This is a genomic window from Okeanomitos corallinicola TIOX110 (assembly GCF_038050375.1).
GTDB lineage: Bacteria > Cyanobacteriota > Cyanobacteriia > Cyanobacteriales > Nostocaceae > Okeanomitos > Okeanomitos corallinicola.
The window spans coordinates 2,999,881-3,022,334 of record NZ_CP150886.1 but is presented as its reverse complement, the minus strand read 5'-3'; the positions used below and the strand labels follow the sequence as shown (position 1 = coordinate 3,022,334).

The window sequence follows — 22,454 nt, the reverse complement described above, 5'->3', positions numbered from 1 at the left end:
TTAATTGGTAACTTTTTACTCTTACCTATCACCTGTCACCTATCAACAAACTGCTTGAAACTCGCCAATCATTTTAACTTCTGGTTCTAACCAAATAGACCAACGTTCTTGTACTTCCTGTTGAATATAATTGATAAGACAGAAAATATCACTGGCTTTTGCACCACCACGATTCACAATAAAATTAGCGTGCAGTTGAGCTACTTGCGCTCCACCAATTTGGTAGCCTTTTAATCCAGCTTGTTCAATTAACCAGCCCGCTGAGTACGGTTTGGGATTACGGAATACACTACCGCAACTAGGGAAATTATAAGGTTGAGTAGAGAGTCTGTGTTGTTTGTGTTGCTTAGTTATAGCTTTTACCTGTACTGGATCTGCTCCTGGTTGCAGTTGAAAAGTAGCTTGAGTAACGATGCGATCGCCCCCTTGCAGTAATGAAGTCCGGTATTTGTAATCTAATTCTGCGGGGGTGACAGTCTCCAATGTTCCATCAGGGGCCAGTAATTCCGCACTGACTAACATCTCTGCAATACAACTATTGTGCGCTCCTGCATTCATCACAACTGCGCCACCCACAGTGCCGGGGATACCTACTGCCCACTCCAAACCTTCCCATCCTAATTCTGCGGCTTCCCAAGCCAAACTAGGAATAGATTCCCCTGCGGCCACAGTTAGTTGACCTGTTTGTGAGTCAAAATGCTTAGAGCGAAAATGACGGGTAGCAATCACTAAACCTGGTATACCTTGGTCACTAACCAACAGGTTAGAACCAGCACCCAGGACAGTTACTGGTAAATCATTTTCCTTAGCGTATTCAATACTAGCTTTGAGTGCTTCTAAATTTCGAGGGGAGGCATACAGTTGGGCTGCACCTCCTACTCTATAGGAAGTAAACGCGGATAAATAAGCCTGAGACTTGATTACACATTCAGTTCCTGGGAGATAAATCACTTTACTATCAACAGAATTAGCTGCTGTCTGTGTACCTGTGTTCAAAGCAGAAATGGTACAGACGTTTCCAGCTGCCTGGGAAATTGTCATCGTTGCTTTAATTGGTAATTTTTATTAAGTAAATAACTGATTTCTGGTGTCTTAAATAACTAAAAGACTATTGGTAGATCAGTAATCTGGGAAAGAAAAAATCTAGCAAGTTGTTTTCACTTATGATGTGGCTGTTACCGGTTCACAAAGTGTCGAGATAATTTCGGGAATAGCTTGATTTAAGTTGCCAGCACCTAAGAAAAGTGCCAAATCTCCCCGTCTGAGAGTTAATAACAAGTCCTCAGTCACTGAAGATAAATTTGGTTGATAAATTACCTGTGGGTGGTGTTTAGCAATTGCGTTTGCCAATTTTTCACCATTAATCTGTCCTAAGTCTGGTTCTCCCGCGCTGTAAATATCCGTGATAATAACTAAATCGGCGTGGGTAAAAGACTCAGCAAATTCTTCTAGAAATGTCAGTGTCCGGCTGTAACGATGGGGTTGGAAAATGGCTACAATTCTTTGTCCTGGTCTAGCTTGCAAACGTGCAGCAGCCAAAGTAGCGCGAATTTCACTGGGGTGATGGGCGTAATCGTCAATAAAAGTAATACCAGCAGCTTCACCCCGGAATTCAAAGCGTCGTCTTGCACCTTCAAAGGTAGCGATACCTTTGGATATTTCTCCAAATTCTAAACCCAGGACGCGTCCTACAGCTACTGCTGCTAAAGCATTACTCAGATTATGACGACCTAATAGTTTTAACTTGAGAACACCCAATGCTTTACCTTTTTCCCACACTAGGGCTGTTGTGCCATCGGCACGATAATCAATGTTGGTAACAGCATAGTCAGCTTCTGTATCCGGGTAGAGGCTGTAACTGATCGTTGGTTTGAGCCTATCTCTGACGGTATCACAATCAATACTACCTACTAAAATATTGCACCCTTGAGCAAATTTTTGAAAAGTGCTAATTACTTCTTCTAAATTTTCGTAATGATCGGGATGGTCAAGTTCAATGTTGGTAATAACTCCAATCTCTGGAGCGTGTTTGACTAAAGAACCATCAGATTCATCCGCTTCAGCCACTAAATACTTGCTCTCTCCCAGTCTAGCGTTACCTTCCCAAGCTTTGACTTCTCCACCTACTAAAATTGTGGGATCAAGACCAGCTTGCAGTAGCATATAACCGATCATGCTACTTGTTGTAGTTTTGCCATGAGTTCCAGCGACAGCAATACTGTAATAATCCGCAATTAAAGCAGCTAAGACATCGGAACGATGTGAAATTGGACAACCTAATTCTAAAGCTGCTTTGTATTCAAAATTACTAGGGTTAATAGCTGTTGAACAAATCACTTGGGGAAGATTTTTTTGATCAAAAGGTAGATTTTCTTGTGAATTTAAAAATACTCCATTAGTTGATTCTTGGGGACGGAAGAATTCCAGATTACTGGCTTCTTGTTTACTAAAAATATGAGCGCCCAAGGCTTCTAAGTTACGTGTAATTTGATTAGGACGGAGATCAGAACCCGATACTGGTAATTGACGTTTGGTAAGAACATAAGCCAGTGCGGACATTCCTATACCGCCAATTCCAATGAAATGAAATGGTCTACCGCTAAAATCTATAGAATTACTCATTTTTTGTTCCTCTTACACCACACCACACAATCATCACAAATGACACGCGTATCATAACAGGATTTTGATTTTTACAGATATTGCCCCTGCAAGATTTTCTGACCCGAATCAACAGTTAATTTTCGACTTTGGTATTTTTTATTCCAAAAGATATTACCTCATGGGGATGTTTTCTATTGCTGACATCTTTTTATGATTATTCTGAAAATTGGTTTTACATCGGGAAAATTCCGGTGGTAATTTTAAACACATATTATCTTTTTCCTACTGAAATTTATTGGTGATTTGCAATTAGATCGAATCCAAGGGGTGAATTGATTACAATAGTACATTGATAGTAAAAGTATGATTCAACTCTTCTAGATCAAATTGATAAATTTCTCAAATTATGGGAATAAGCTACTACAACTCACGAGCAGAAATGATTTATCAACCAATATCAAGGCTTGTTTCTCAAGAGTTGCCGATACTATTTTGTCTTGTTCTTTTGACTCCTGACGACCCAAGTTAGACAGATTTGGGAAAACATAACCATATCTAAACAATAAATCTCTGTCTACTTTTTCCAAGTTTTTCATTCTTGAACTGGATGCAGCAAATAGCAATTTTTGGTGGTACATTTGATCCTATTCACTGGGGACATTTGCTGATAGCTGAAGCAGCGATGGCTCAAATATCTATGGAACAGTTGATTTGGGTTCCATCTATAAATCCCCCCCATAAACAAGCAACTGCTTTTGAGCATCGTTTAGCTATGTTAAAACTAGCAACGAGAAATAACCCAGCGTTCACTGTCTCAATAATTGAGAAAGAATCTGTTGGGAATTCCTATGCCATCAACACCCTGATTAATTTATCTGCTCTCTACCCCAATACCCATTGGTACTGGATTATCGGTTTGGATGCTTTCCAAACTTTACCCCGTTGGTATTGCGGAATAGAACTAGCACAAATGTGTGATTGGTTAATTGCACCCCGACCCGCAGGTGCTGAGACTATATCTCAAAGTGAGTCAGTCTGCAAGCAAGTAGAGCAAAAATTTAAGGAAAAATCAAATACCATAAACTGGCAATTACTGAATACTCCTTTGGTTAGAGTTTCGTCCAGTAAAATCCGTGAATTTTGTCGTTTAGGTGTCTCAATTAAGAATTTAGTCCCGGAATCAGTGCGACTTTACATCTCTACTCACCAGCTTTACTCAGATAATCCTGAATAAATTCTGTATTTTTTTTTTAATCTAACGCTTTATGGTTATAAAGACTCCCCCCCTTTGCGATATGATTGGGGTCAACGATATCAACTTATAGGCATAAATACAGAGGGCAAGACACTGTGATTAGAGTTGCAATTAACGGTTTCGGGCGCATTGGACGGAACTTCGCGCGCTGCTGGGTAGGTAGAGAAAACAGCCAAATTCAACTTGTGGCTATCAATGACACTTCTGATCCCAGAACCAATGCTCATCTTCTTAGATATGATTCCATGCTAGGAAGATTACAAAATGCTGATATTACTGCTGATGATAATTCTATTACTGTCAATGGTAATACCATTAAATGCGTATCTGATCGCAACCCAGATAACTTGCCCTGGAAAGAATGGGACATTGACCTGATTATTGAATCTACTGGTGTATTTACCAGTAAAGAAGGGGCAATGCGGCACGTTAATGCGGGTGCTAAGAAGGTTCTGATTACTGCCCCTGGTAAGAATGAAGATGGTACTTTTGTGATGGGTGTCAATCATGAAGATTATGATCACAACACACATCACATCATCAGTAATGCCAGCTGTACTACCAACTGTTTAGCTCCTATTGCTAAGGTGCTAGATGAAAAATTTGGCATCATCAAAGGGACAATGACCACTACCCACAGTTACACTGGGGATCAGCGGATTCTAGATGCTTCTCACCGTGATTTACGTCGGGCTAGAGCAGCAGCTATTAACATTGTTCCTACATCTACTGGTGCTGCTAAGGCTGTAGCACTTGTATTGCCACAATTGAAGGGTAAATTAAATGGTACTGCTTTACGTGTACCTACCCCGAATGTGTCCATGGTGGACTTTGTAGTTCAAGTTGAAAAACGCACTATTACAGAAGAAGTTAACCAAGTTTTCCAGGATGCTGCTGAAACTTATCTGAAAGGCATTTTAGGATACAGCGAACTTCCTTTGGTGTCTTCCGATTATCAAGGTGCGAATGAGTCTTCCATTGTTGATGCTAATTTAACTCTTGTCATGGGTAATGACATGGTTAAAGTTATGGCTTGGTATGACAATGAGTGGGGTTATAGCCAACGTGTTCTAGATTTGGCTGAGTTAGTTGCTGCTAAGTGGGCTTAATTTAGGTGACAGTTGATAGGTGACAGGTGACAGTAAGAAGTTTACCCATTACCTATTTCCTAACTAAAATGTTGAAATCCCTGACTGAGTGTTAAAACTTGGTTAGGGATTTTTGCGTTTTCATGTTTTAAGTTCACTTCTGAACCTGGTGTAATTGTGCCAATTATGGCTGCACCTGTTCCCAATTTTTCAACTAATGCCGATGCGGTTTTTGGTGGTAAGCAGAGGACTAATTCAAAGTCTTCGCCACCGTATAGGGCATAATTGAGCGATTGCTCTGGTGTTAACCAGTGATTGAATGCTGATGGTACGGAAATTTTACTCTGTTCTAAAATTGCTCCTACTCCACTAGCACGACAGATTTGTAATACTGCGTCTGCTAAACCGTCGCTGCTATCCATGCCAGAAATGAGGAGATGGGAAGATGGGGAGATGGGGAGTAGGATTTCTTCAATGATGGGTAGGACATCTAAACGTGGTATGGGACGTTGATGGGCGGCTATTAAGGCTGTCTTTTCTGTGGTTTTGAGGTTTTGAGCTATTTCGGGATTTAAGAGCAGTTCTAAGCCAGCGCGGGATGCACCGTGAATACCTGTAACGATGATTGTATCTCCAATCTGTGCTGTGGAACGACGAATGATCAAATCGGGTTTAACTTCACCAAAGGCGGTAATGGATAGGGTAGTGATAGGCGATCGCACGATATCACCACCAACTATTGATACATTATACTTTTGCAGACATTCTGTTATGCCTTGATAGAGTTTTTCTATCCATGCAACGCTTAAATCCCCTGGCAAACCCAATCCTACGGTTATACCCAAGGGAAAAGCACCCATAGCTGCTAAATCTGATAAATTAGCCGCCGCAGCACGCCATCCTGCATCCTCTGGGGAGGTGGTAACATCACTAAAATGCACTCCATCTATTAGCATATCTGTGGTGACAACTAAGGATTTTTGTGGAGTTGTGGTTAATACTGCTGCATCATCACCGATGATATCTGCGGGACAGAAGGATTGTATTATTTTTAATAAACCTTGTTCACCTATATCTTTAACTTTTAGGGAGGGTAAATTAGTATTCATACAGCAGATTTCATACCAATAAGGTACAGACATAAATGACAAAACTTTTGTGGGGTGGGCATCTTGCCCGCCAAGGGTGTACCTCATAATAGCGGAAAGTGCTATAAATTAAAAAATCGTATTGAACAGTTATGTGAACAATACGGAATAGGTTTTATTGAAACTAAAGAAAGCTATACATCAAAAGCTAGTTTTTTAGACCGTGATGAGCTACATACATTTGGTGAAAACTCCAAAGGGTGGCAAGCATTAGGCAAACGAGTTAAGCGTGGTTTATATCGTTCTAAGGACGGATTTAGAATTAATGCTGACCGCAATGGTGCAAGCAATATTCTAAGAAAAGTATCGGCAAAATTAAGTATCAATCTTGATGGAGTCAGCAGAGGTGCTTTGATTGCGCCTTTGAAAGTTCGTTTGTGGAATATTCAATAATCCCCGTCCCCTTAGGGCTGGGGAGTATCAACCAAATTATTCAATAATCCGGGTATCTATCAAACCTACCTACGACTACCAGGTAACTGTGTACCCCGACGTTCTAAAACATCCCTTACCTGGGGGCTGGGGCTATAGTTATAACCATAGGCAGAACGCTGAGAGTCATCTAATACTTGGGGTGTGAGTAACACAATTACTTCTCTACGTTCATTCTCTCTGTTTGTGGTTCTAAACAGCGAACCCAGCAAAGGAATATCACCCAAAATAGGTAGTTTAGTCACTGTTGTCCGGTCTGAATCTTGAATAATACCTGATAAAATCAGAGTCTGACCATCTCGTAAGCGAATTAAACCCGATTCAAGAGTTCTCGCAGCCAATAAGGTAATAGTACCATCAGGAGTTGCCGCAGCACCACCAATACCAGCGACTGTGGGAGCAACAGACAAGGATACAAAACCATTATCATCAACCCTTTCCACTCTCACGGCTAGGGTTAAACCAGCTTCTTTAATAATTGGTTCTCGTAAATCTGGAGTAACTCTGATACCACCATAAACCTCTGAAGTTAACTTCACCTGTGCATCTTGTCCTTCTTGGACAATCAGAGTGGGGTCAGTCAGAATCTTAGCATTACCATTTGTAACCTGAGTTTGCAAACTCGCTAGGAAGCGTCTGGGATATTGGAATAGTTGAGGGACTTCATAAGTAACTCGTCCATCTTGAACCTGTGTAATACCAGGTAACAGAGGATTATTAGTTGTACCAAAACCAGGTCTTGCATAATAGGAGTTATTTGGTGAACCACGGAGGAAATCAGGATTAAATCTGGGATCAATATCATTATTGCTTCCAAACGGAGCATTTGTTTGATAATCCAGAAATGGTTGAGCCTCTACACCTTCCGGTGTTACATAGGGTCCGGTTGGATCTGTTCCTTGAGTACCAATGATAGTTGGTGATAATACACTATTAACTGTATTTTGCTGACTAGGTGGATTCACCCGACCATAGTTAAATGCTGCTGCACCACCATCACTCACAAAGAAACTATCACCCAAACCAAAGGAAAAACTAGCTTTGTAGTCTTGAATACCGGTCAGGTTCACATCAATAATCTTCAAGTTCACCACAACCTGACGACGACGGACATCTAACTGTGTTAACTGTGATACAGCCATTTCTACTGTCTTGGGATCACCAACCAAGGTGACAGAATTTGTCCGCTCATCCCCTGAAGCTTGTAAACCCCTGAGTAAAGGCACTGAGTCTTTATAATCAACTCTTTGCACTTCAATTTTGGTTTCTGTAGTGGTCTGAGTGTTAGTTACTGCGTCTTGCGCTCCACCTATAGGTACAGCACTAACACTGGTCACGAGTCGTTCACGGCTAACCGCACTTTCAGCACCCAAAGTCACCAAAAAGTCTAAAGCTGCTTGCACTGACACCTGATTGAGTCGCAAACTCCGCATGGTTTTATCACGGGTGGAATTAGGCAGGTTAGCACCGACAAAAATTGTTCTCCCACTGCGGTTAGCTTGCAAGCCACTCAAGCGCAAAACGTAGTTAAAAACGTCCTGCACTGGTTCATTTTCTATATCTAAAGATATTGTTTGACTACTGGTAGCTGCTGCACCTGGTTGAGTTCCAGTAGCAGGTTTATTTGCCTCTGTCCCAACATAAGCCAAGTTTAAACCAGCAGCGCGAGCTAAAAGTGATAAAACTTCCCGCACAGGAGCTTCTCTTAGTACCAAGCGGGGAACTCGTTCCTGCGTTCCTAAATCAATATCCGTGGGAGAAGTATCTGTGTTAGATACTGTAATATCTCCAACTGGTGGTGCAACTGCTCTGGGTAAAAATGGGGGAGCAACGTTATAAGTTTGATTTGGGCCTGCTGGTTTGGCCGCTTGACCATTAATAGATATTTCTGGGTTGGGTACGAGGACATCTACCTTACCAGCGGGTTGACCAGGAGTAGTGATAGTGGTTGCTGGTAGTGATGCTGTATTGTTGGTGTTTTGGGTGGTGCTGGTAGATGCGGTGACATCTCCACTGGCCATGAAACCGAGAGTCAAATTGTTATCTTTGCGGATAACTGGCTGATTACTGGGCGCTTCACTAATACCTGTTACTTTCACCCGCACACTATTGGCATCTAGTTGATTAACTTCTACCAATGCTATACCTGGGGCTGGGTTTTCTTGGCGGAAACTCTGACCTTTGGGTAAACGTAGTTGGGTATTTATAATATCTGCAACTAATGCCTTATCTCTTTTTGTCGTGAAAACCTGGGGTTTGTTACCAGCAGAAGTCTTTAACATGACACTAATTCCCCCATCAGTAGGGCTTAGTTTCACTTCTGTAATTTGAGTAACTTGGGCAAAAGCGGGCTGTGCTGCTAAGAGAACACAAGCAGCGGCACTGGAAAATAAAACGTTACTATGAACTTGTTTCACAGTTCACTCCTCACCTTAAATTAAATAAAATTCAGTCTGTATATCTACGTGTTAACCAAGGCTTAAAAACTAACTGGTGTTGTCCGGAATTGACATTTTATTCACAAGTTAGGATTCAGATTTTTTAATGGTTATTTTTTAGCAGTAGCGTTTTTAGCTGCTTCTTCTGCGGCTATTTTGGCAGTTTCTGCTTCTGTTAATGGCATTAATGCCACTAAATCAAAAGAAGTTAAAATTTTACCAGGTTCACTTCTGACTGGTGGTCTGTCTCTGTCTGTGTTGTCTACTTCTGGTTCTATGAGTTGTGAGTTATAGTTTTCTACCAGTAATAAAGGCTGCAATCGCTCGATGTTAGCCATGATTAACTGCATTTGCTCAAATTTGCCTTCAATTTCTACTTTGATAATCTGGCGTTTGAGTTTGTTGTTAACTTTTTCACCCAGACTACCATCTTCAATTATTTCTGGTTCATCTCCTTCTGGGGCGAATTTTTTGAGTTGAGCTTTGATACCACTAATAACTCTAGCTTCAGAGTTACTGGTATTTATTAGGCTGCTGGTATCCAGTAGCAGAGTATCTAAACTTTTCTCGTTAGCAAACAAGCCTAAAACTTGTGTTTGCAATTGTTTTGACTGAGCCAAGTCTGCTTTTACTTTATTAGCTTGGTTAGCTTGATTGGTTTTTTGCTCTACTTGACTTTGTAAGTCTTTGCTTTTGGTTTGTAATCCTTGGAACTTTTCCCAAGCTGGCATACCTAAGTTGAGGATCATATAGACAGCACCGAGGAAACCTAAGCCACCAACTACCCCGCCAATAACTTGTGGTGTAAAAGTGATACCAAAGACAACGGGATAGGATGATGAAAAATCATCAAAGCCAGCACCACTTTTAGAAAAACTTAAATCATCACTTAATGTCATTGTGGTAATGCTCCTGTTTTCTGAAGGCTACGAATTCTGTTAACTAATCCGACTGTGCCTTTATTTTCTAACTCACTGATTAATTCGGATGCGGGTACACTACTTAGAGTAGCTTTAATAGTGTATTTAACCACTTGAGGTGGTTTAATTTTTACTTTGGATTTGGCTGAATTGTCTGGTGGGATAGCGCCAGTTATGGGTGGTGCATCTACCAACTCCGCTGTACTAATTCTGCTTTTTGAGGCATCTAATAACTTAGATTGTCCCATACTTAACAAGAAGTCATTGACATCAGTAAAAGAGCGGGCATAACCAGTAATTTCTAGTGAACCAGCTGGAATAGAACCATCATTAGTAGGAGTTTGCGGTTTTGCTTGACCTGATTTTGAGGGAAGTTCTGGTGGAATTTGCTTGATATTTTCCACTTGGACATTAGCAGGAATGCGTTCACGAAATTCCTTTAACATTGCTGACCAAGGACGAATCCGATTAAATACAGTTACTAAAGAATCTGTTTGATCTTTAACAACAGCTGTTTCTGCTTTGATTTTGTTAATGTCCGCTATTTTACCGTCTAACTGTTTAATTTCCTGCTCTGATTTCGCAATTTGCTGTTCTAAATTACTATTTTGCCCTTCTATAAACCACAAACCCAATAAAGACAAAGCTGGCAAAATTAAACCTGCACCAAGTCCTATCCCCACGGGAATATAATCTCTGAGATTAATTGGTGGTGAAGTTGGTTGAGTACCAACCTCAGTCGGTGAACGATCTTTAAGAAAGTTAATATCTAAACTGTACATTTTGTTTATGCCTCCCGCATTCCTAAACCAAGTACAATTCCTAGACCGGGACGTTTGACTGGAGGATATTTATCATCTTCTACTTGTAAGGATAAATCCCTAATTGGATCTATTTGAGTAGTGGGAAAACCTAATCTTTGAGTAAAAAACTCATCAAGTTGTTGTAGTCCTCCACCCATACCAGCTAGGAGAATTTGTGCTACTTCTAAACCTTCACTTTGATTGATATAAAAATCAATGGAACGGCGTAGTTCATCAGCTAATTCTCCCAGAATTTTTAACATCGGTCCCATCCCAGGGTTTGCACCAGTTAGCCCTGTTTTACCACTATCTAGAGGATGAGCGGGAATTGTCATATCCATTAACATATCCATTTCTCTGGATGTGGGTAAACTCATAGCTCTGGATAAAGCCGCTTGGAGTTGATATGTGCCGATGGGAACGGTACGAGAAAATTGAGGAACTCCATTGATGATGATGGCAATTTCTGTACTGTCAAATTCTATATCAACTAATACTGCCGCTTCTTGGGGTCCGAATAGTCGCAATTGATCACGAATAGTCCGAATCAGGGCAAAGCTGTTAATTTCTAGAACATCAACTCCTATTCCTGCTTCAGCAAAAGTATTAAGATAGGTGTCTGTTAATTCTTTACGAGTGGCAACTAACAGAACTTGTACTTTTTCAATCCCATCTTCGTCTACAAAGTACCCCAATTTCTGATAATCTACATCAGCTTCTTCTCTGGGATAAGGTAAGTACAATGCTGCTTCATGATTTAGTACCATCTCCCGCAATTCTTTATTATCCAGTTCTGCTGGCACGGGAATTACACGGACAATGGCATCTCTACCGGGAATACAAGTGGCAGCGCGGGAAGCTTTAATTTTGTGTTCAGCCATGGTTTGCTGCATTAGTTCCGCCATTCTGGGAGCGTCATTAATTTGACCATCAATAACTATCCCTTCTGGGACTGGGACTGTAATTAAAGATTCTAGTTTTAGTCCTTGGCGTTGCTTACGTAGTTGTACTATGTTCATTCGATCTGGAGCAAGTTCAATTCCCACTCCTTTACCATGTTTACCAAGGATCTTACTAAAACTGCTGAGGCTCTTGATATTACTAAGATTATTTAAGACGTTGACCACAGTTTTACTCTCTAGACTAGATAAATGGAAATTTTAAATCCGTTTCTCAGGTAAGTTATGACTAAGTAATCTATATAGCCTATAATCTCGACATTTCTGCATAAGTTTTTAAACCCCGCTAATCGTAAAAATATACCACGATGATTCGATCGCATAAATTAAAACAACTAACTGTTTGGGCTTTATTGGGTGTACTAGCTAGTTGGATTGTTAGCTGTAACACTGGAGATGTTAGCACAAGCACAACTCAGGTAGCTTCGGAAACCGCAACTATTGAGTTTTGGACTATGCAACTCCAACCCCAATTTACTGACTATTTCCAAGGTCTGATTCAGAATTTTGAATCCCAAAACCCCAATGTTAAAGTTAAGTGGGTAGATGTGCCTTGGGCGGCAATGGAAAACAAGATTCTAACAGCTGTCTCCGCAAAAACGCCACCAGATGTTGTTAACCTTAACCCAGATTTTGCTTCCCAATTAGCCGGACGAAATGCCTGGTTAGATTTGGATGCAAAAATCTCAAATGATGTTAAATCCTCCTATTTACCGAATATCTGGCAAGCTAGTACCCTTGATGGTAAGAGTTTTGGTATTCCCTGGTATCTAACTACGAGATTAACTATTTATAACACTGATTTACTAAAACAAGCAGGTATTACAAAACCACCTGCAACTTATACTGAGTTGGCTCAAGCAGCGCAGCAAATTAGAGATAAAACTCGTAAATACGCTTTTTTTGCTACTTTTGTTCCCCAGGATTCTGGTGAGGTTTTGGAATCTTTGGTACAAATGGGTGTGACTCTGGTAGATGCTGAGGGTAAGGCGGCTTTTAATACTCCAGAGGGTAGAGCGGCTTTTCAGTATTGGGTAGATTTATACAAGAAGGGTTTACTACCTAGAGAGTCTTTAACCCAAGGCCACCGTCAAGCCATTGATTTATACCAGTCTGGGGAAACTGCGTTTTTGGCTTCTGGGCCTGAGTTTCTCAAGACTATATCTAATAATGCCCCAGAAATAGCCAAGGCTTCGGCGATCGCTCCCCAAATTACAGGAGATGCTGGTAAGAAAAATGTGGCGGTGATGAATGTTGTCATTCCCCGTGTTACTAAAAATCCTGATGCGGCGGTTAAGTTTGCCTTATTTTTAACTAATGATGAAAATCAGTTAGCTTTTGCTAAAGCTGCTAATGTTTTACCTTCAACAGTTAAGGCTTTATCTGATAGTTATTTTCAAGAAGTTCCCCCAACTGCTTCTACTGTGGAAAAAGCTAGAATTATCAGCGCTCAACAAATGCAAACAGCGGAAGTTTTAACACCAAAAATGAAGGATTTTAAATTGTTGCAAAGGGCAATTTATAATAATATTCAATCAGCAATGTTAGGACAAAAAACTGTAGATCAAGCTGTGGCTGATGCAGCACAGGAATGGGATAATAGGTGATTGGTAATTGGTGACTAGGTAAAATTTAATTAGGGTTTGCTGATAAAGTCTTGTCGTGGAGACAGGTGACAGGTGACAGGTGACAGTTTCAAGAGTTGGATGGGAACTATTTTTCCTTGAAGCAGGAATTAAATGCAAGGTTTTTCAGTTCTCACCTCATCAAAGCTTGCATTTTTTGAAAGTCAAAATCGCTAAAATCGTTTACCTGTAATGTTTTGAGATTTATTCAGCAAGCCCTAATTAATGGCTAGTGACTATTACCTAAAAAATGACCGATTAAATAAAGAGAACCGCATAAAACAACTGGGTTATCTTGATTTTCTGAATTGGTAAAAGCAGCATCTAAAGCGGTGAATACATCTTCATAGGTGCTGCATAAACCTAAATCTGGGCAAATTTTTAAAGCCAATTTTTTTAAATCTTCTAAATTTGCAAAATTACTATCAGGAACAGGGACTAAATATAATTTATCTCCTGTTTTTAATAATTCTTGGAAAATATCACCATGATCTTTGTTTGCTAACATTCCCATCACCCAAGTGATATTTTTGTAGTTTAAACTATTTACATAAGTTCTCAAAACTTCTGCTGAGGCTGGGTTATGTGCGCCGTCTATTAATAATTGATAATCTTGATTTTTCTGTTTATTCTTCCAGGTAAACCACTGCATTCTCCCTGGCCATTTTGTTTTTTCTAAACCTTGAAGAATTGCTTGTTCAAAAATTTGCCAACCTTGTGTTTTTAATATCTCTACAGTTGCTAAAGCTAAAGCTGAATTATGTAATTGAATTTGCCCTTTTAATGGTAAAGGATATTCAATTGTAAATGTGGATTTTTCTATGTTTCCCCCATTTCCCAAACTTGTATATTCTGCCCATCCAGGACGAATTTCTGTTGCCGGTTGAGGGGTAAAAATCGGAGATTGTAATTCTAAACTGCGGGAGATTACGACTTGTTTGGCATCATCTGGTAATTGTCCCATCACTACAGGACATCTAGCTTTGATAATCCCTGCTTTTTCTCTAGTAATATCTTTAATTGTTGATCCTAATTGTTGCCAATGTTCTCTACTAATTGAGGTAATTACTGTTACTAAAGGCTGTTCACAAACGTTAGTAGCATCTAAACGCCCTCCTAGTCCTACCTCTACTACGGCTATGTCAACTTTCTGTTGTGCAAAATATAACCAAGCTGCTGCGGTAATTACTTCAAATTGCGTCGGCGATTCTTCGTTTTTGTCTATTGCTGCCTGAACTTGTTGTATTAATTGAGACAATGTTTCTGATGCGATCGCCTGTTCATTTACACAGATTCTTTCTGTCCAGTCTATCAAATGGGGTGAAGTGTAGCGTCCTGTACGATAACCTGCTTGAGTGAGTATAGATGATAGATAAGCGCAAACAGAACCTTTACCATTAGTGCCAGCAACGTGGATAATAGGTATTTGTTGATGGGGGTTATTAAGTTTTGCTAAGAGTTTGATAATGCGGGAGAGTCCCAAATTAACGCCAAATTTTTGGAAGGGTTGTAATAAAGAGTCTGTATTCACGGTTATCAGGTGACAGGTAAAAGGTGACTGGTGACTGGTGACTGGGAAATATATATTACCAATTACCCATTACCAATTACCAATTACCCATTACCTAAATTACGCTTCTTTGTTCAAAAAGTTTTGTACTTGTCTGATAGCAGCAGCACCGATATTAAAAGCAGCCCAACCTGCTGCAATGGCTAATGGTGCTAAAACAATGACTACACGGGTATCAATATCCATTTTTAGAATCCCTCTGCTATGTGGAAATTAAAGTTTTGTCAACAGTTATCAACTTTTATTTTTATCTGAAGTGGGGTATTTTTCCAAGGGGATCTGTAAAGAATAATGAAGTTGGGGCTGGTGATCGGTGACTGGTGACTATTGACTGGGAAATATATATTACCAATTACCAATTACCAATTACCAATTACCAATTACCAATTACCAATTACCAATTACCAATTACCAATTACCCATTACCAATTACCCATTACCAATTACCCATTACCCATTACCCATTATCAATTACCTAAAGCCAACATCATCCCCTTTACCGGCGTGGACAAGGGCTAATTTATGGTATTTTTGGGCGTGTTCGATGAGTTCTGCGGCTTCGGTTTCTGTGAGTTGGCGGACAATTTTGGCGGGAATACCAACTACTAGGGAATAAGGAGGTATGTCTTTGGTTACTACTGCGCCAGCACCGATAATGCTACTATGACCAACTTTCACCCCATTTAAAATAATTGCCCCAATGCCTATTAAACTTCCACGTTCAATATGAGCAGAATGTACCACGGCACGATGTCCTATAGTAACATGATCTTCTAAGATCGTTGGCAAACCAGGATCACCATGCAAAATGGCTCCATCCTGTACGTTTGTGCATTCGCCGATTTCAATGCGTTCTACATCCCCCCTGACTACTGCACCATACCAGATGCTTGCTTCGGCTGCAATGTTGACTGAACCGATAATAACAGCGTTGGTTGCGATAAAGGCAGCTTGAGAAAAATCGGGAGATGTCCAGTAGGAAACAGTAGACACGATAAAATATTGATATGGTAGCCAGAAACACTGGAAAAAAACCAACCTTTGAGGTTGATTGCACAACTAGGATATCACAGCCGTTTGGCCTGTACGCTAAGGAAAGACTTTTTGAGATTTGCTTTTGCTGCAACTCTTCTTTGTTTGTGGTGGTGAGTAATTAACTCAAAGTGCGGAACTTAAGTGTTTAATCCAACCTATTGGTGCTGGTAAAAGAAAAATTATGCTTGTACACACTTCATGATGAATCCAGGCTTACAGTACCCAATATTTGGCCCTGAAATACAGTGTCCTCACTGTCGCCAAACTATTCCCGCGCTTACATTAACCGATACTTATTTGTGTACGCGTCATGGTGCTTTTGAGGCAAACCCGAAAACTGAGGAGTTGGTACATCTTCAGTCGGGTCGTCATTGGCGCAGATGGAATAATGAATGGTATCGTCAACATACCCATCCTGATGGTATTCGTTTTGAAATTCATGAGGCTTTAGATAAGCTTTATACCCAAGGATACCGCGCTACAAAGGTGATTATTGCTCGTCGTTATCAAGAGTTAATGAGTGGCTATTTAGAACGTAGTAGTCCTTGGCGTTCTGGACAACCGGAGTCGGGTTCTGCTCGTTTGTATGGTTTACCGGTAGAATTTGGACCTGATCCTACTGATGATCCATCTTGGGATGTGATTAATTTTGATTTGGATAAAGAACCAGGTGTACCTGTACGTTATCCCTATTTCCGTTTGTTTGAATAGTTATCAGTGGTAATGGGTGATGGGGTAATTGGTAATAATTGGTAAACATCTCCCCATCTCCCCATCCTGACAGGTGTAGGTTTTTTACAACTAGAAGGAGTTGGAGTAATAAAAACTAAGTAAGTCGGCAAGAAAAAACCAAGGTATGTAACAAAATATAAAATTGCTAAAAACCTCTTCCCTCCTGCCTCCTGCCCCCTGCCTTGTCATAACGACAATTTTTAACGCTCACCTACTTATCAACAGGATTAGGAGGAAAAGAACTCCAACGATGGAGATGAATAGACAAATCCTTGAGTAAATTACCACTAAATTGTAGAGAAGTTGTATTCAACATCTCTACAGAATTTTAAAGAAATTTAATTTCTTCTTTGTGGTTTATCTTATTTTTCTTAATGTTCAGAACCAGTATGTACAGTCTTCACCCACTTCAGGCGTTTGGGACGTAATGAAATCCGGGCAGTAGTGCTACTTATCACCACCAACCAATGCAGCATATAAATACTGCCGCGAATGGTTTGCAGAAGTAGCACAAAATAGTTAGACGTTTTCTGATCTTGGCGGGTGCGCTGTAACCCAGCAAACATACCCACAAAAGACATCGTCACCGACAACCCAGTGACAGGAGCTAACATAGGTGGACGATGGCGAATCACTGACATTAATAAATCGGGAATTGCTGCTGTCGGTAAAATATACATAATCAGCAGAAAAATCAGTAAATCCACAGTTTTCCGCGTTCCCATCCGATTTTTGAGAATCAGATCCCAATAATCTAAATAACGCTGATAACCGCCTTCAGCCCAACGGTTGCGTTGATGCCAAAGAGCGATCGCATTTGTCACACCTTCTTCCTGCACTGGGGGATAGAACATACATTCAATATCCCATTGATCCAGATTCAAGCGAATAGTCAAATCTAAATCATCGGTAATGGTTTCCTCATTCCAACCACCGCAGCTATACAAAGCCTGACGACGAACAAATTGACCATTTCCCCGCAATTCACCCAGTCCACCAATAGCAGTTCTTTGTTGTTGAAACCAAGTATCAACAGCCATTTCTGCCATTTGTCCCCTAGTCCAAAAATTTTCCTTAGCGTTGGCGATCGCCTTTCGCACCTGCACCGCCCCCACCTGTTCTTTTTGGAACACAGGTACTACTTGTAACAACAAATCTGGGTTAACTTGGGCATCCGCATCAAACACGGCAATAATGTCACCTTTAGTCATTGGTAACACCTGATTTAAAGCCCCAGACTTACCCCCAGTAGCATCAGCCGCACGGTTAAAAACTCTGAGTTGCTGATATTTCTGCTGTAATTGTGCTAATAGCTGCGGTGTGTTATCCGTACTATTATCATCAATAATCCAGACCTCATATTCACCATTGGCATATTCCAGACTACAAAGATTTTTGACCAATCTGCCAATTACCGCTTCTTCATTTTTTGCAGCCACCAACACAGATATACAAGGTAAATCTCCCTGTATTTCTTTAGCATGATGGCGGGGTCTAGCAAAAATAATCCTGAAGGCATGAACGCTTAAAATTGCCGTCAGTCCGAGAACGAAAATAGAACCCCAAGAAACTAAATGTAAAGCGATCGTCCCACTCCAAACAATAGTTAAGACTAGGGCGGCTTTGGGTCTACGTCGTTGAAACCTTGATAAAGGTAAAGTAAGAGCATTTTCATCTTCCTGTAACTCCTCCTGTGCTGATAGGTCAGACAGTAAAGAATTAAGAGAATCAGAATTTTCGTTGTAAGAGTCGTTTTCCGGCCAGGAATTCGCTGGCATAGCTTAATTCAAATAAAAAACCATCATTTGTTTAAAGTTTACAGTTTTTACCACATAAAGCCCAACTTTCCCCAGGAAACTAAAACCCGACAGCAGTCTGGCATCCTGATTCCTTAGTCAACAAAATGCCAATGAAAATATTTATATCAGTGTGTTTGAATACAAAGAGTTATGGGAATACTATGAGATGGCAAATTAAAATCCTGAATAGCTCAGTTCAGTTAAGGAATTCTCAATTATGTCTACTATTGACCAAATTCAACCAGTAACTCAGCAACAAGCAACTGTCTACTTGCCTTATATCCAGCAAGCTAAAAGGAATTTCTTGCCCTATGCCATTAGTCTTTATCAAAAAGGTTACATAGAAGGACATCGCAAAATAGAAGGCGGTGAAAATATTCCCTTCATTGCTACCTGGAATGTTGCTACCCTACCCTCAGACTTGACACGCTGCCGGATTCAGTTTGATGGCAATGCGGAATTAAGTTATGAAGTGATGATGGCCAGCTTTGAATTTATTAATTTCTTAATTGAATTGATGGAACAGTATAAACGTAATAAAGTTACTGATTTTTCTTCTACTTTCTATCGCAAACTCCTACGTATAGAAGATTAAGGGGAAAGTAGGAGAGTGGGAAAGTGGGAGATGCCCAATGCCCAATGCCCAATGCCCAATGCCCAATAACTAAAGACTAAATAAGCTATTTCTGTTGGGTCAGCTAAAATTAGGGAACACCTAGCTGGGTTAAACAGACATTTGAAATTAGGAGTGCATGGCGTGCCAACATCTGTTAAATATTTGCTGATTGGTTCAGTAGAGACTTACAGTGGTAAATCCGCAACGGTTTTAGGTTTGTCACATCAGCTGAAGCAACAAGGAATAGACATCGCCTACGGCAAACCATTAGATGTTTGTCTGCATACTTCCTATGGAACAGTAGCTGACGGAGATGTCCAGTTCATTACCGAAAGTCTGAAACTAACGGAAAACCGTGTTGCTCCGACTTTGTTAGCTTTAGATGAAATTAAAGTTCAAAAAAGATTACGCGGTGAAGACAAAACCAATTACCAGCAGTCATTAGTACAGCAGTATTTACAAATACCACGAGGGGATTTAATGCTGTTAGAAGGCGGAGGAGACCTAGATGCAGGTAATCTGTTTGGTTTGTCCTTAGCGCAAATGGCAGAAGTTTTAGATGGAGGTGTGCTATTAGTACATCGGTATAATTCACTGCTGTCAGTAGAAGCTTTATTATCTGCCAAACAACGAATAGGCGATCGCTTACTTGGTGTGGTAATTAATGAAATTCCCCTGGAACAATTAGAAACCGCCAATCATCTTCTCCGGCAATTCTTGGAAGAACAGGGAATTCCTGTATTAGCCATGCTACCTAAAAGTGATTTACTCCGTAGCGTTAGTGTCAGAGAATTAGTCAAACAGTTAAAAGCAGAAGTTCTCTGTCGCAGCGATCGCCTGGATTTATTAGTAGAAAGACTCGCCATTGGGGCCATGAACGTCAATTCAGCAGTGAAATACTTCCGTAAACGTCGTAACAAAGCAGTCGTTACCGGGGGCGATCGCGTGGAAATTCAGCAAGCGGCTTTAGAAACCTCTACCCAATGTCTAATTCTGACCGGACAATTACCACCCCCTAGTTTTATTCTTAGCCGGGCCGAGGAATTAGAAATACCGATTTTGTCAGTTGATTTAGATACCTTGACCACAGTAGAAATTGTTGACCGTACTTTCGGCCAAGTTCGTATTCATGAACCTCTCAAGGTAGATTGCATGAGTCAGTTAATGTCTGAATACTTTGACATTAACCGTTTGTTATCTCAACTAGGATTAAACCCAGCCGCCAGCTTATCTTAATGTAACTATTTACCCAAATCCATAGTTAATTACCAGCGTAAATCCTACTTCTGAGTTATGAATTAGCAACAAACACTGCTTCATACTCTCCGCCTGGGCATACATTTGTGTCTGAATCAGCTAAAAAAACCAGAAAAGTATCAATCTGTAACTATAGTTGGCTTTGCACCTACACGCTGTTTGGTAGAATATCTGGGTTGTTTCATGTGATCATCACCATCTTTGAGCCAGTCAACAGACCTCATCAACCTTGATAACCTTGATACATTAGCGCAAGAGTTGGCGACAATCCAACAAACAGGTTCTAAAAGAATCGCCCTGCTGGGTTCTCGCCATGTGCCAATTACACATCAAAATCTCATTGAAATGATGACCTATGCCCTAGTTTTATCGGGCAATCGAATCATCACTTCTGGTGCTACAGGTACTAATTCCGCTGCCATCCGGGGAGCAACAAAGGCTGATCCAAATTTATTGACGGTAATTTTACCCCAAAGCCTAGAGCGTCAGCCCTTGGAATCACGCCAACAACTAGAGCAGGTTATGCACTTAGTTGAAAATCCTACCAATGATAATCTATCTTTGGCGGAGGCTAGTTATTTGTGCAACAAGGAGATTGTCTCCCGTTGTCAACAACTCATCTGCTTTGCTTTTCACGACAGTCATACTTTACTACAAACTTGTAGAGATGCAGAAGAGCAAAGAAAAGTGGTGACACTGTTCTACTTTGACTAAGGTCAAACATAGTCTCCACAAAGCTAATGATAGAGATGGGTAATTACCAATGGGTACTGGGTAATATTTTGTTCAAATTACTCAGTATTCATTCGCATCTAAAAATAATGTAATCAAAAACTCTACCACTATTTTTTAGGTTAATGTCCCTATTACCACTTCCCGTTCCTGATATTTTCTTGTATTCTATTGCTGCTGCTGCCATTCTTATTTATGCACCGTTTTTATTGGTAGCTTATGCTCGCGTGCAGATTGGGTATGAGATGTTGTCTGCACCACGTGCGATGTTTGATAAATTACCAGCTTACGCTCAAAGAGCTACCTGGGCGCATCAAAACTCTTTTGAGGCGTTTATGATTTTTTCTGCCGCAGCTTTAATGGCTTATGTTACTGGTGTAAATTCTCAGTCTGCGGTGACTGCGGCGATCGCCTTTGTTTTGGCTAGACTGTTGTACTCTGTTTTTTACATCGCCAATATCCCTATCTTACGATCTCTCATGTTTGGTCTTGGCTCTTTTAGTTCTGCTACTCTCTTTTACTTGAGTATTGTTATCTCAATCAAGTAAGAATTGTCCCCAAGATTGACCATTATGTTGTGGAAGTTGTCTATGAAAAAGAGGAAACAGATTATGGTTTAGACCCTAATTCCATAGCAGCGATTGATTTAGGAATAGATAATCTAGCAACCTTAACATCAAACCAGCCGGGATTTATACCAGTTCTGGTTTCCGGGCGGATTATCAAATCAATTAATCGTTATTACAATCAAAGAAAAGCTCAATTACAATCTTTACTACCAAATCATCAAAAAACATCTAAACGACTACAAAGTTTAACTAAAAAACGGAATTTTCGAGTAGATGATTATCTGCATAAAACCAGTCGCTTAATTATTAACCATTTAGTCAAGTGTGGGATTGGCACTTTAGTAATAGGTCAAAATTCCTTGTGGAAACAGAATGGGAATTTGGGCAGTAGAAATAATCAAAACTTTGTTTGTATTCCCCATACTCGATTTGTACATCAGTTGAGTTATAAAGCGAAATTAGTGGGGATAAATGTATTGGTCTCTGAGGAGTCCTACACTTCTGTAGCTTCTTTTTTAGACCAAGATGTAATTCCTACTTATGGCAAAGTTGACTCGAAAGAAGTTAAATTTAGTGGTCGCAGAATCAAAACTAAACTTTATAGAGCAGGTAATGGTTTATTGATTCATGCTGATGTCAATGGTAGTTTGAATATTTTACGTAAAGTAGTCCCGACAGCATTTAGTCTAGGGATAGAGGAGCCACTGCGTTGGGCGGGTTTCCCGACTTGTAGCAAGTGGCGTGGCGTTGTAGTTCGCCCTGTCGGGGTTATTCCCGACAAATGAAAGGCATGAGATATTTGTCTATGTTTTTTGGAACTATCATCCAAGTTCAAGGATAGATTTAAGGGAAATCTGGACATGGGGAAAAGG

At 40.4% G+C, this 22,454-nt stretch carries 22 protein-coding genes; 11 read left to right on the top strand and 11 right to left on the bottom strand.

What is annotated here, in order from left to right; translation table 11 throughout:
* Window positions 1-42: 42 nt before the first annotated feature.
* Together murB and murC are read right to left on the bottom strand one after the other, a co-directional pair.
* The gene (murB, locus tag WJM97_RS13105) at window positions 43-1,041 is read right to left on the bottom strand and encodes a UDP-N-acetylmuramate dehydrogenase (protein ID WP_353929244.1); all 999 of its coding nucleotides are present in this window, start codon (window positions 1,039-1,041) and stop codon (window positions 43-45) included.
* 120 nt (window positions 1,042-1,161) lie between these two features.
* Window positions 1,162-2,622 carry a UDP-N-acetylmuramate--L-alanine ligase gene (gene murC, locus WJM97_RS13100; protein ID WP_353929243.1) on the bottom strand — a complete coding sequence of 487 codons (1,461 nt, stop codon included), beginning with the start codon at window positions 2,620-2,622 and terminating at the stop codon, window positions 1,162-1,164.
* A gap of 589 nt (window positions 2,623-3,211) precedes the next feature.
* Between murC and nadD the strand changes: the two genes are divergently transcribed.
* Both nadD and WJM97_RS13090 read left to right on the top strand, forming a co-directional pair.
* Window positions 3,212-3,838, top strand: a complete 627-nt coding sequence (nadD, locus tag WJM97_RS13095) for a nicotinate (nicotinamide) nucleotide adenylyltransferase (RefSeq protein WP_353929242.1) — start codon at window positions 3,212-3,214, stop codon at window positions 3,836-3,838.
* A 116-nt stretch (window positions 3,839-3,954) separates the two neighbouring features.
* Window positions 3,955-4,968 carry a type I glyceraldehyde-3-phosphate dehydrogenase gene (locus WJM97_RS13090; RefSeq protein WP_353929241.1) on the top strand — a complete coding sequence of 338 codons (1,014 nt, stop codon included), beginning with the start codon at window positions 3,955-3,957 and terminating at the stop codon, window positions 4,966-4,968.
* A 59-nt stretch (window positions 4,969-5,027) separates the two neighbouring features.
* Here the strand turns inward: WJM97_RS13090 and thiL are convergent, their stop codons facing one another.
* Window positions 5,028-6,056 (bottom strand): thiamine-phosphate kinase, encoded by a 1,029-nt coding sequence (gene thiL, locus WJM97_RS13085; RefSeq protein ID WP_353929240.1) that lies wholly within the window; start codon window positions 6,054-6,056, stop codon window positions 5,028-5,030.
* Between the two features lie 54 nt (window positions 6,057-6,110).
* Between thiL and WJM97_RS13080 the strand changes: the two genes are divergently transcribed.
* On the top strand, window positions 6,111-6,488 hold the full coding sequence (locus tag WJM97_RS13080) for a zinc ribbon domain-containing protein (protein ID WP_353929239.1): 378 nt from the start codon (window positions 6,111-6,113) through the stop codon (window positions 6,486-6,488).
* Window positions 6,489-6,553: 65 nt separating this feature from the next.
* Here the strand turns inward: WJM97_RS13080 and WJM97_RS13075 are convergent, their stop codons facing one another.
* The 4 genes from WJM97_RS13075 to WJM97_RS13060 form a co-directional block, all read right to left on the bottom strand.
* Entirely contained in the window at window positions 6,554-8,944 is a 2,391-nt protein-coding gene (locus tag WJM97_RS13075; RefSeq protein WP_353929238.1) for an AMIN domain-containing protein, read from the bottom strand.
* Between the two features lie 131 nt (window positions 8,945-9,075).
* A complete protein-coding gene (locus tag WJM97_RS13070; RefSeq protein WP_353929237.1) occupies window positions 9,076-9,864 on the bottom strand; it encodes a pilus assembly protein PilO in 789 nt (262 codons plus the stop codon).
* On the bottom strand, window positions 9,861-10,667 hold the full coding sequence (locus WJM97_RS13065) for a PilN domain-containing protein (protein WP_353929236.1): 807 nt from the start codon (window positions 10,665-10,667) through the stop codon (window positions 9,861-9,863). The genes WJM97_RS13070 and WJM97_RS13065 overlap by 4 nt, the downstream gene beginning before the upstream one ends.
* 5 nt (window positions 10,668-10,672) lie before the next feature.
* The gene (locus tag WJM97_RS13060) at window positions 10,673-11,815 is read right to left on the bottom strand and encodes a type IV pilus biogenesis protein PilM (protein ID WP_353929235.1); all 1,143 of its coding nucleotides are present in this window, start codon (window positions 11,813-11,815) and stop codon (window positions 10,673-10,675) included.
* Window positions 11,816-11,955: 140 nt separating this feature from the next.
* Here WJM97_RS13060 and WJM97_RS13055 point away from each other — a divergent pair, with 140 nt between their 5' ends.
* Complete coding sequence (locus WJM97_RS13055; RefSeq protein ID WP_353929234.1) at window positions 11,956-13,254, top strand: sugar ABC transporter substrate-binding protein; 1,299 nt, start codon at window positions 11,956-11,958, stop codon at window positions 13,252-13,254.
* Between the two features lie 247 nt (window positions 13,255-13,501).
* Here WJM97_RS13055 and WJM97_RS13050 read toward each other — a convergent pair whose 3' ends face one another.
* Window positions 13,502-14,803 carry a folylpolyglutamate synthase/dihydrofolate synthase family protein gene (locus WJM97_RS13050; protein ID WP_353929233.1) on the bottom strand — a complete coding sequence of 434 codons (1,302 nt, stop codon included), beginning with the start codon at window positions 14,801-14,803 and terminating at the stop codon, window positions 13,502-13,504.
* Window positions 14,804-14,902: 99 nt separating this feature from the next.
* Window positions 14,903-15,028: a photosystem II protein Y gene (locus tag WJM97_RS13045; protein ID WP_096572282.1), complete on the bottom strand. Its 126-nt coding sequence runs from the start codon at window positions 15,026-15,028 to the stop codon at window positions 14,903-14,905.
* A gap of 134 nt (window positions 15,029-15,162) precedes the next feature.
* On the opposite strand from WJM97_RS13045, the gene WJM97_RS13040 reads away from it, so the two are divergent.
* Window positions 15,163-15,321 (top strand): alpha/beta hydrolase, encoded by a 159-nt coding sequence (locus tag WJM97_RS13040; protein WP_353929232.1) that lies wholly within the window; start codon window positions 15,163-15,165, stop codon window positions 15,319-15,321.
* Here WJM97_RS13040 and WJM97_RS13035 read toward each other — a convergent pair.
* Window positions 15,314-15,835 carry a gamma carbonic anhydrase family protein gene (locus WJM97_RS13035; protein ID WP_353929231.1) on the bottom strand — a complete coding sequence of 174 codons (522 nt, stop codon included), beginning with the start codon at window positions 15,833-15,835 and terminating at the stop codon, window positions 15,314-15,316. The genes WJM97_RS13040 and WJM97_RS13035 overlap by 8 nt on opposite strands.
* A 240-nt stretch (window positions 15,836-16,075) precedes the next feature.
* Between WJM97_RS13035 and WJM97_RS13030 the strand changes: the two genes are divergently transcribed.
* Entirely contained in the window at window positions 16,076-16,588 is a 513-nt protein-coding gene (locus tag WJM97_RS13030; RefSeq protein WP_353929230.1) for a TIGR02652 family protein, read from the top strand.
* A gap of 392 nt (window positions 16,589-16,980) precedes the next feature.
* On the opposite strand, the gene WJM97_RS13025 is transcribed toward WJM97_RS13030, so the two are convergent.
* On the bottom strand, window positions 16,981-18,387 hold the full coding sequence (locus WJM97_RS13025) for a glycosyltransferase family 2 protein (RefSeq protein ID WP_353929229.1): 1,407 nt from the start codon (window positions 18,385-18,387) through the stop codon (window positions 16,981-16,983).
* A 238-nt stretch (window positions 18,388-18,625) separates the two neighbouring features.
* Here WJM97_RS13025 and ebsA point away from each other — a divergent pair, with 238 nt between their 5' ends.
* The 5 genes from ebsA (at window position 18,626) to WJM97_RS13000 (ending at window position 22,367) form a co-directional block, all read left to right on the top strand.
* A complete protein-coding gene (gene ebsA / locus WJM97_RS13020) occupies window positions 18,626-19,003 on the top strand; it encodes a type IV pilus biogenesis protein EbsA (protein ID WP_353929228.1) in 378 nt (125 codons plus the stop codon).
* A gap of 162 nt (window positions 19,004-19,165) precedes the next feature.
* Window positions 19,166-20,260: a phosphotransacetylase family protein gene (locus tag WJM97_RS13015; RefSeq protein ID WP_353929227.1), complete on the top strand. Its 1,095-nt coding sequence runs from the start codon at window positions 19,166-19,168 to the stop codon at window positions 20,258-20,260.
* Between the two features lie 222 nt (window positions 20,261-20,482).
* Complete coding sequence (locus WJM97_RS13010; protein ID WP_353929226.1) at window positions 20,483-20,995, top strand: DNA recombination-mediator protein A; 513 nt, start codon at window positions 20,483-20,485, stop codon at window positions 20,993-20,995.
* Between the two features lie 143 nt (window positions 20,996-21,138).
* A complete protein-coding gene (locus WJM97_RS13005) occupies window positions 21,139-21,561 on the top strand; it encodes an MAPEG family protein (RefSeq protein WP_353929225.1) in 423 nt (140 codons plus the stop codon).
* Between the two features lie 29 nt (window positions 21,562-21,590).
* Window positions 21,591-22,367 (top strand): transposase, encoded by a 777-nt coding sequence (locus WJM97_RS13000; protein WP_353929224.1) that lies wholly within the window; start codon window positions 21,591-21,593, stop codon window positions 22,365-22,367.
* Window positions 22,368-22,454: the final 87 nt, after the last annotated feature.

Coding starts and splice junctions, on each gene's coding strand:
- WJM97_RS13005 (WP_353929225.1), top strand. CDS start 21,139: ATGTCCCTATTACCACTTCCCGTTCCTGATATTTTCTTGTATTCTATT.
- WJM97_RS13070 (WP_353929237.1), bottom strand. CDS start 9,864: ATGACATTAAGTGATGATTTAAGTTTTTCTAAAAGTGGTGCTGGCTTT.
- WJM97_RS13055 (WP_353929234.1), top strand. CDS start 11,956: ATGATTCGATCGCATAAATTAAAACAACTAACTGTTTGGGCTTTATTG.
- WJM97_RS13025 (WP_353929229.1), bottom strand. CDS start 18,387: ATGCCAGCGAATTCCTGGCCGGAAAACGACTCTTACAACGAAAATTCT.
- thiL (WP_353929240.1), bottom strand. CDS start 6,056: ATGAATACTAATTTACCCTCCCTAAAAGTTAAAGATATAGGTGAACAA.
- nadD (WP_353929242.1), top strand. CDS start 3,212: ATGCAGCAAATAGCAATTTTTGGTGGTACATTTGATCCTATTCACTGG.
- ebsA (WP_353929228.1), top strand. CDS start 18,626: ATGTCTACTATTGACCAAATTCAACCAGTAACTCAGCAACAAGCAACT.
- WJM97_RS13030 (WP_353929230.1), top strand. CDS start 16,076: ATGATGAATCCAGGCTTACAGTACCCAATATTTGGCCCTGAAATACAG.
- murC (WP_353929243.1), bottom strand. CDS start 2,622: ATGAGTAATTCTATAGATTTTAGCGGTAGACCATTTCATTTCATTGGA.
- WJM97_RS13045 (WP_096572282.1), bottom strand. CDS start 15,028: ATGGATATTGATACCCGTGTAGTCATTGTTTTAGCACCATTAGCCATT.
- WJM97_RS13065 (WP_353929236.1), bottom strand. CDS start 10,667: ATGTACAGTTTAGATATTAACTTTCTTAAAGATCGTTCACCGACTGAG.
- murB (WP_353929244.1), bottom strand. CDS start 1,041: ATGACAATTTCCCAGGCAGCTGGAAACGTCTGTACCATTTCTGCTTTG.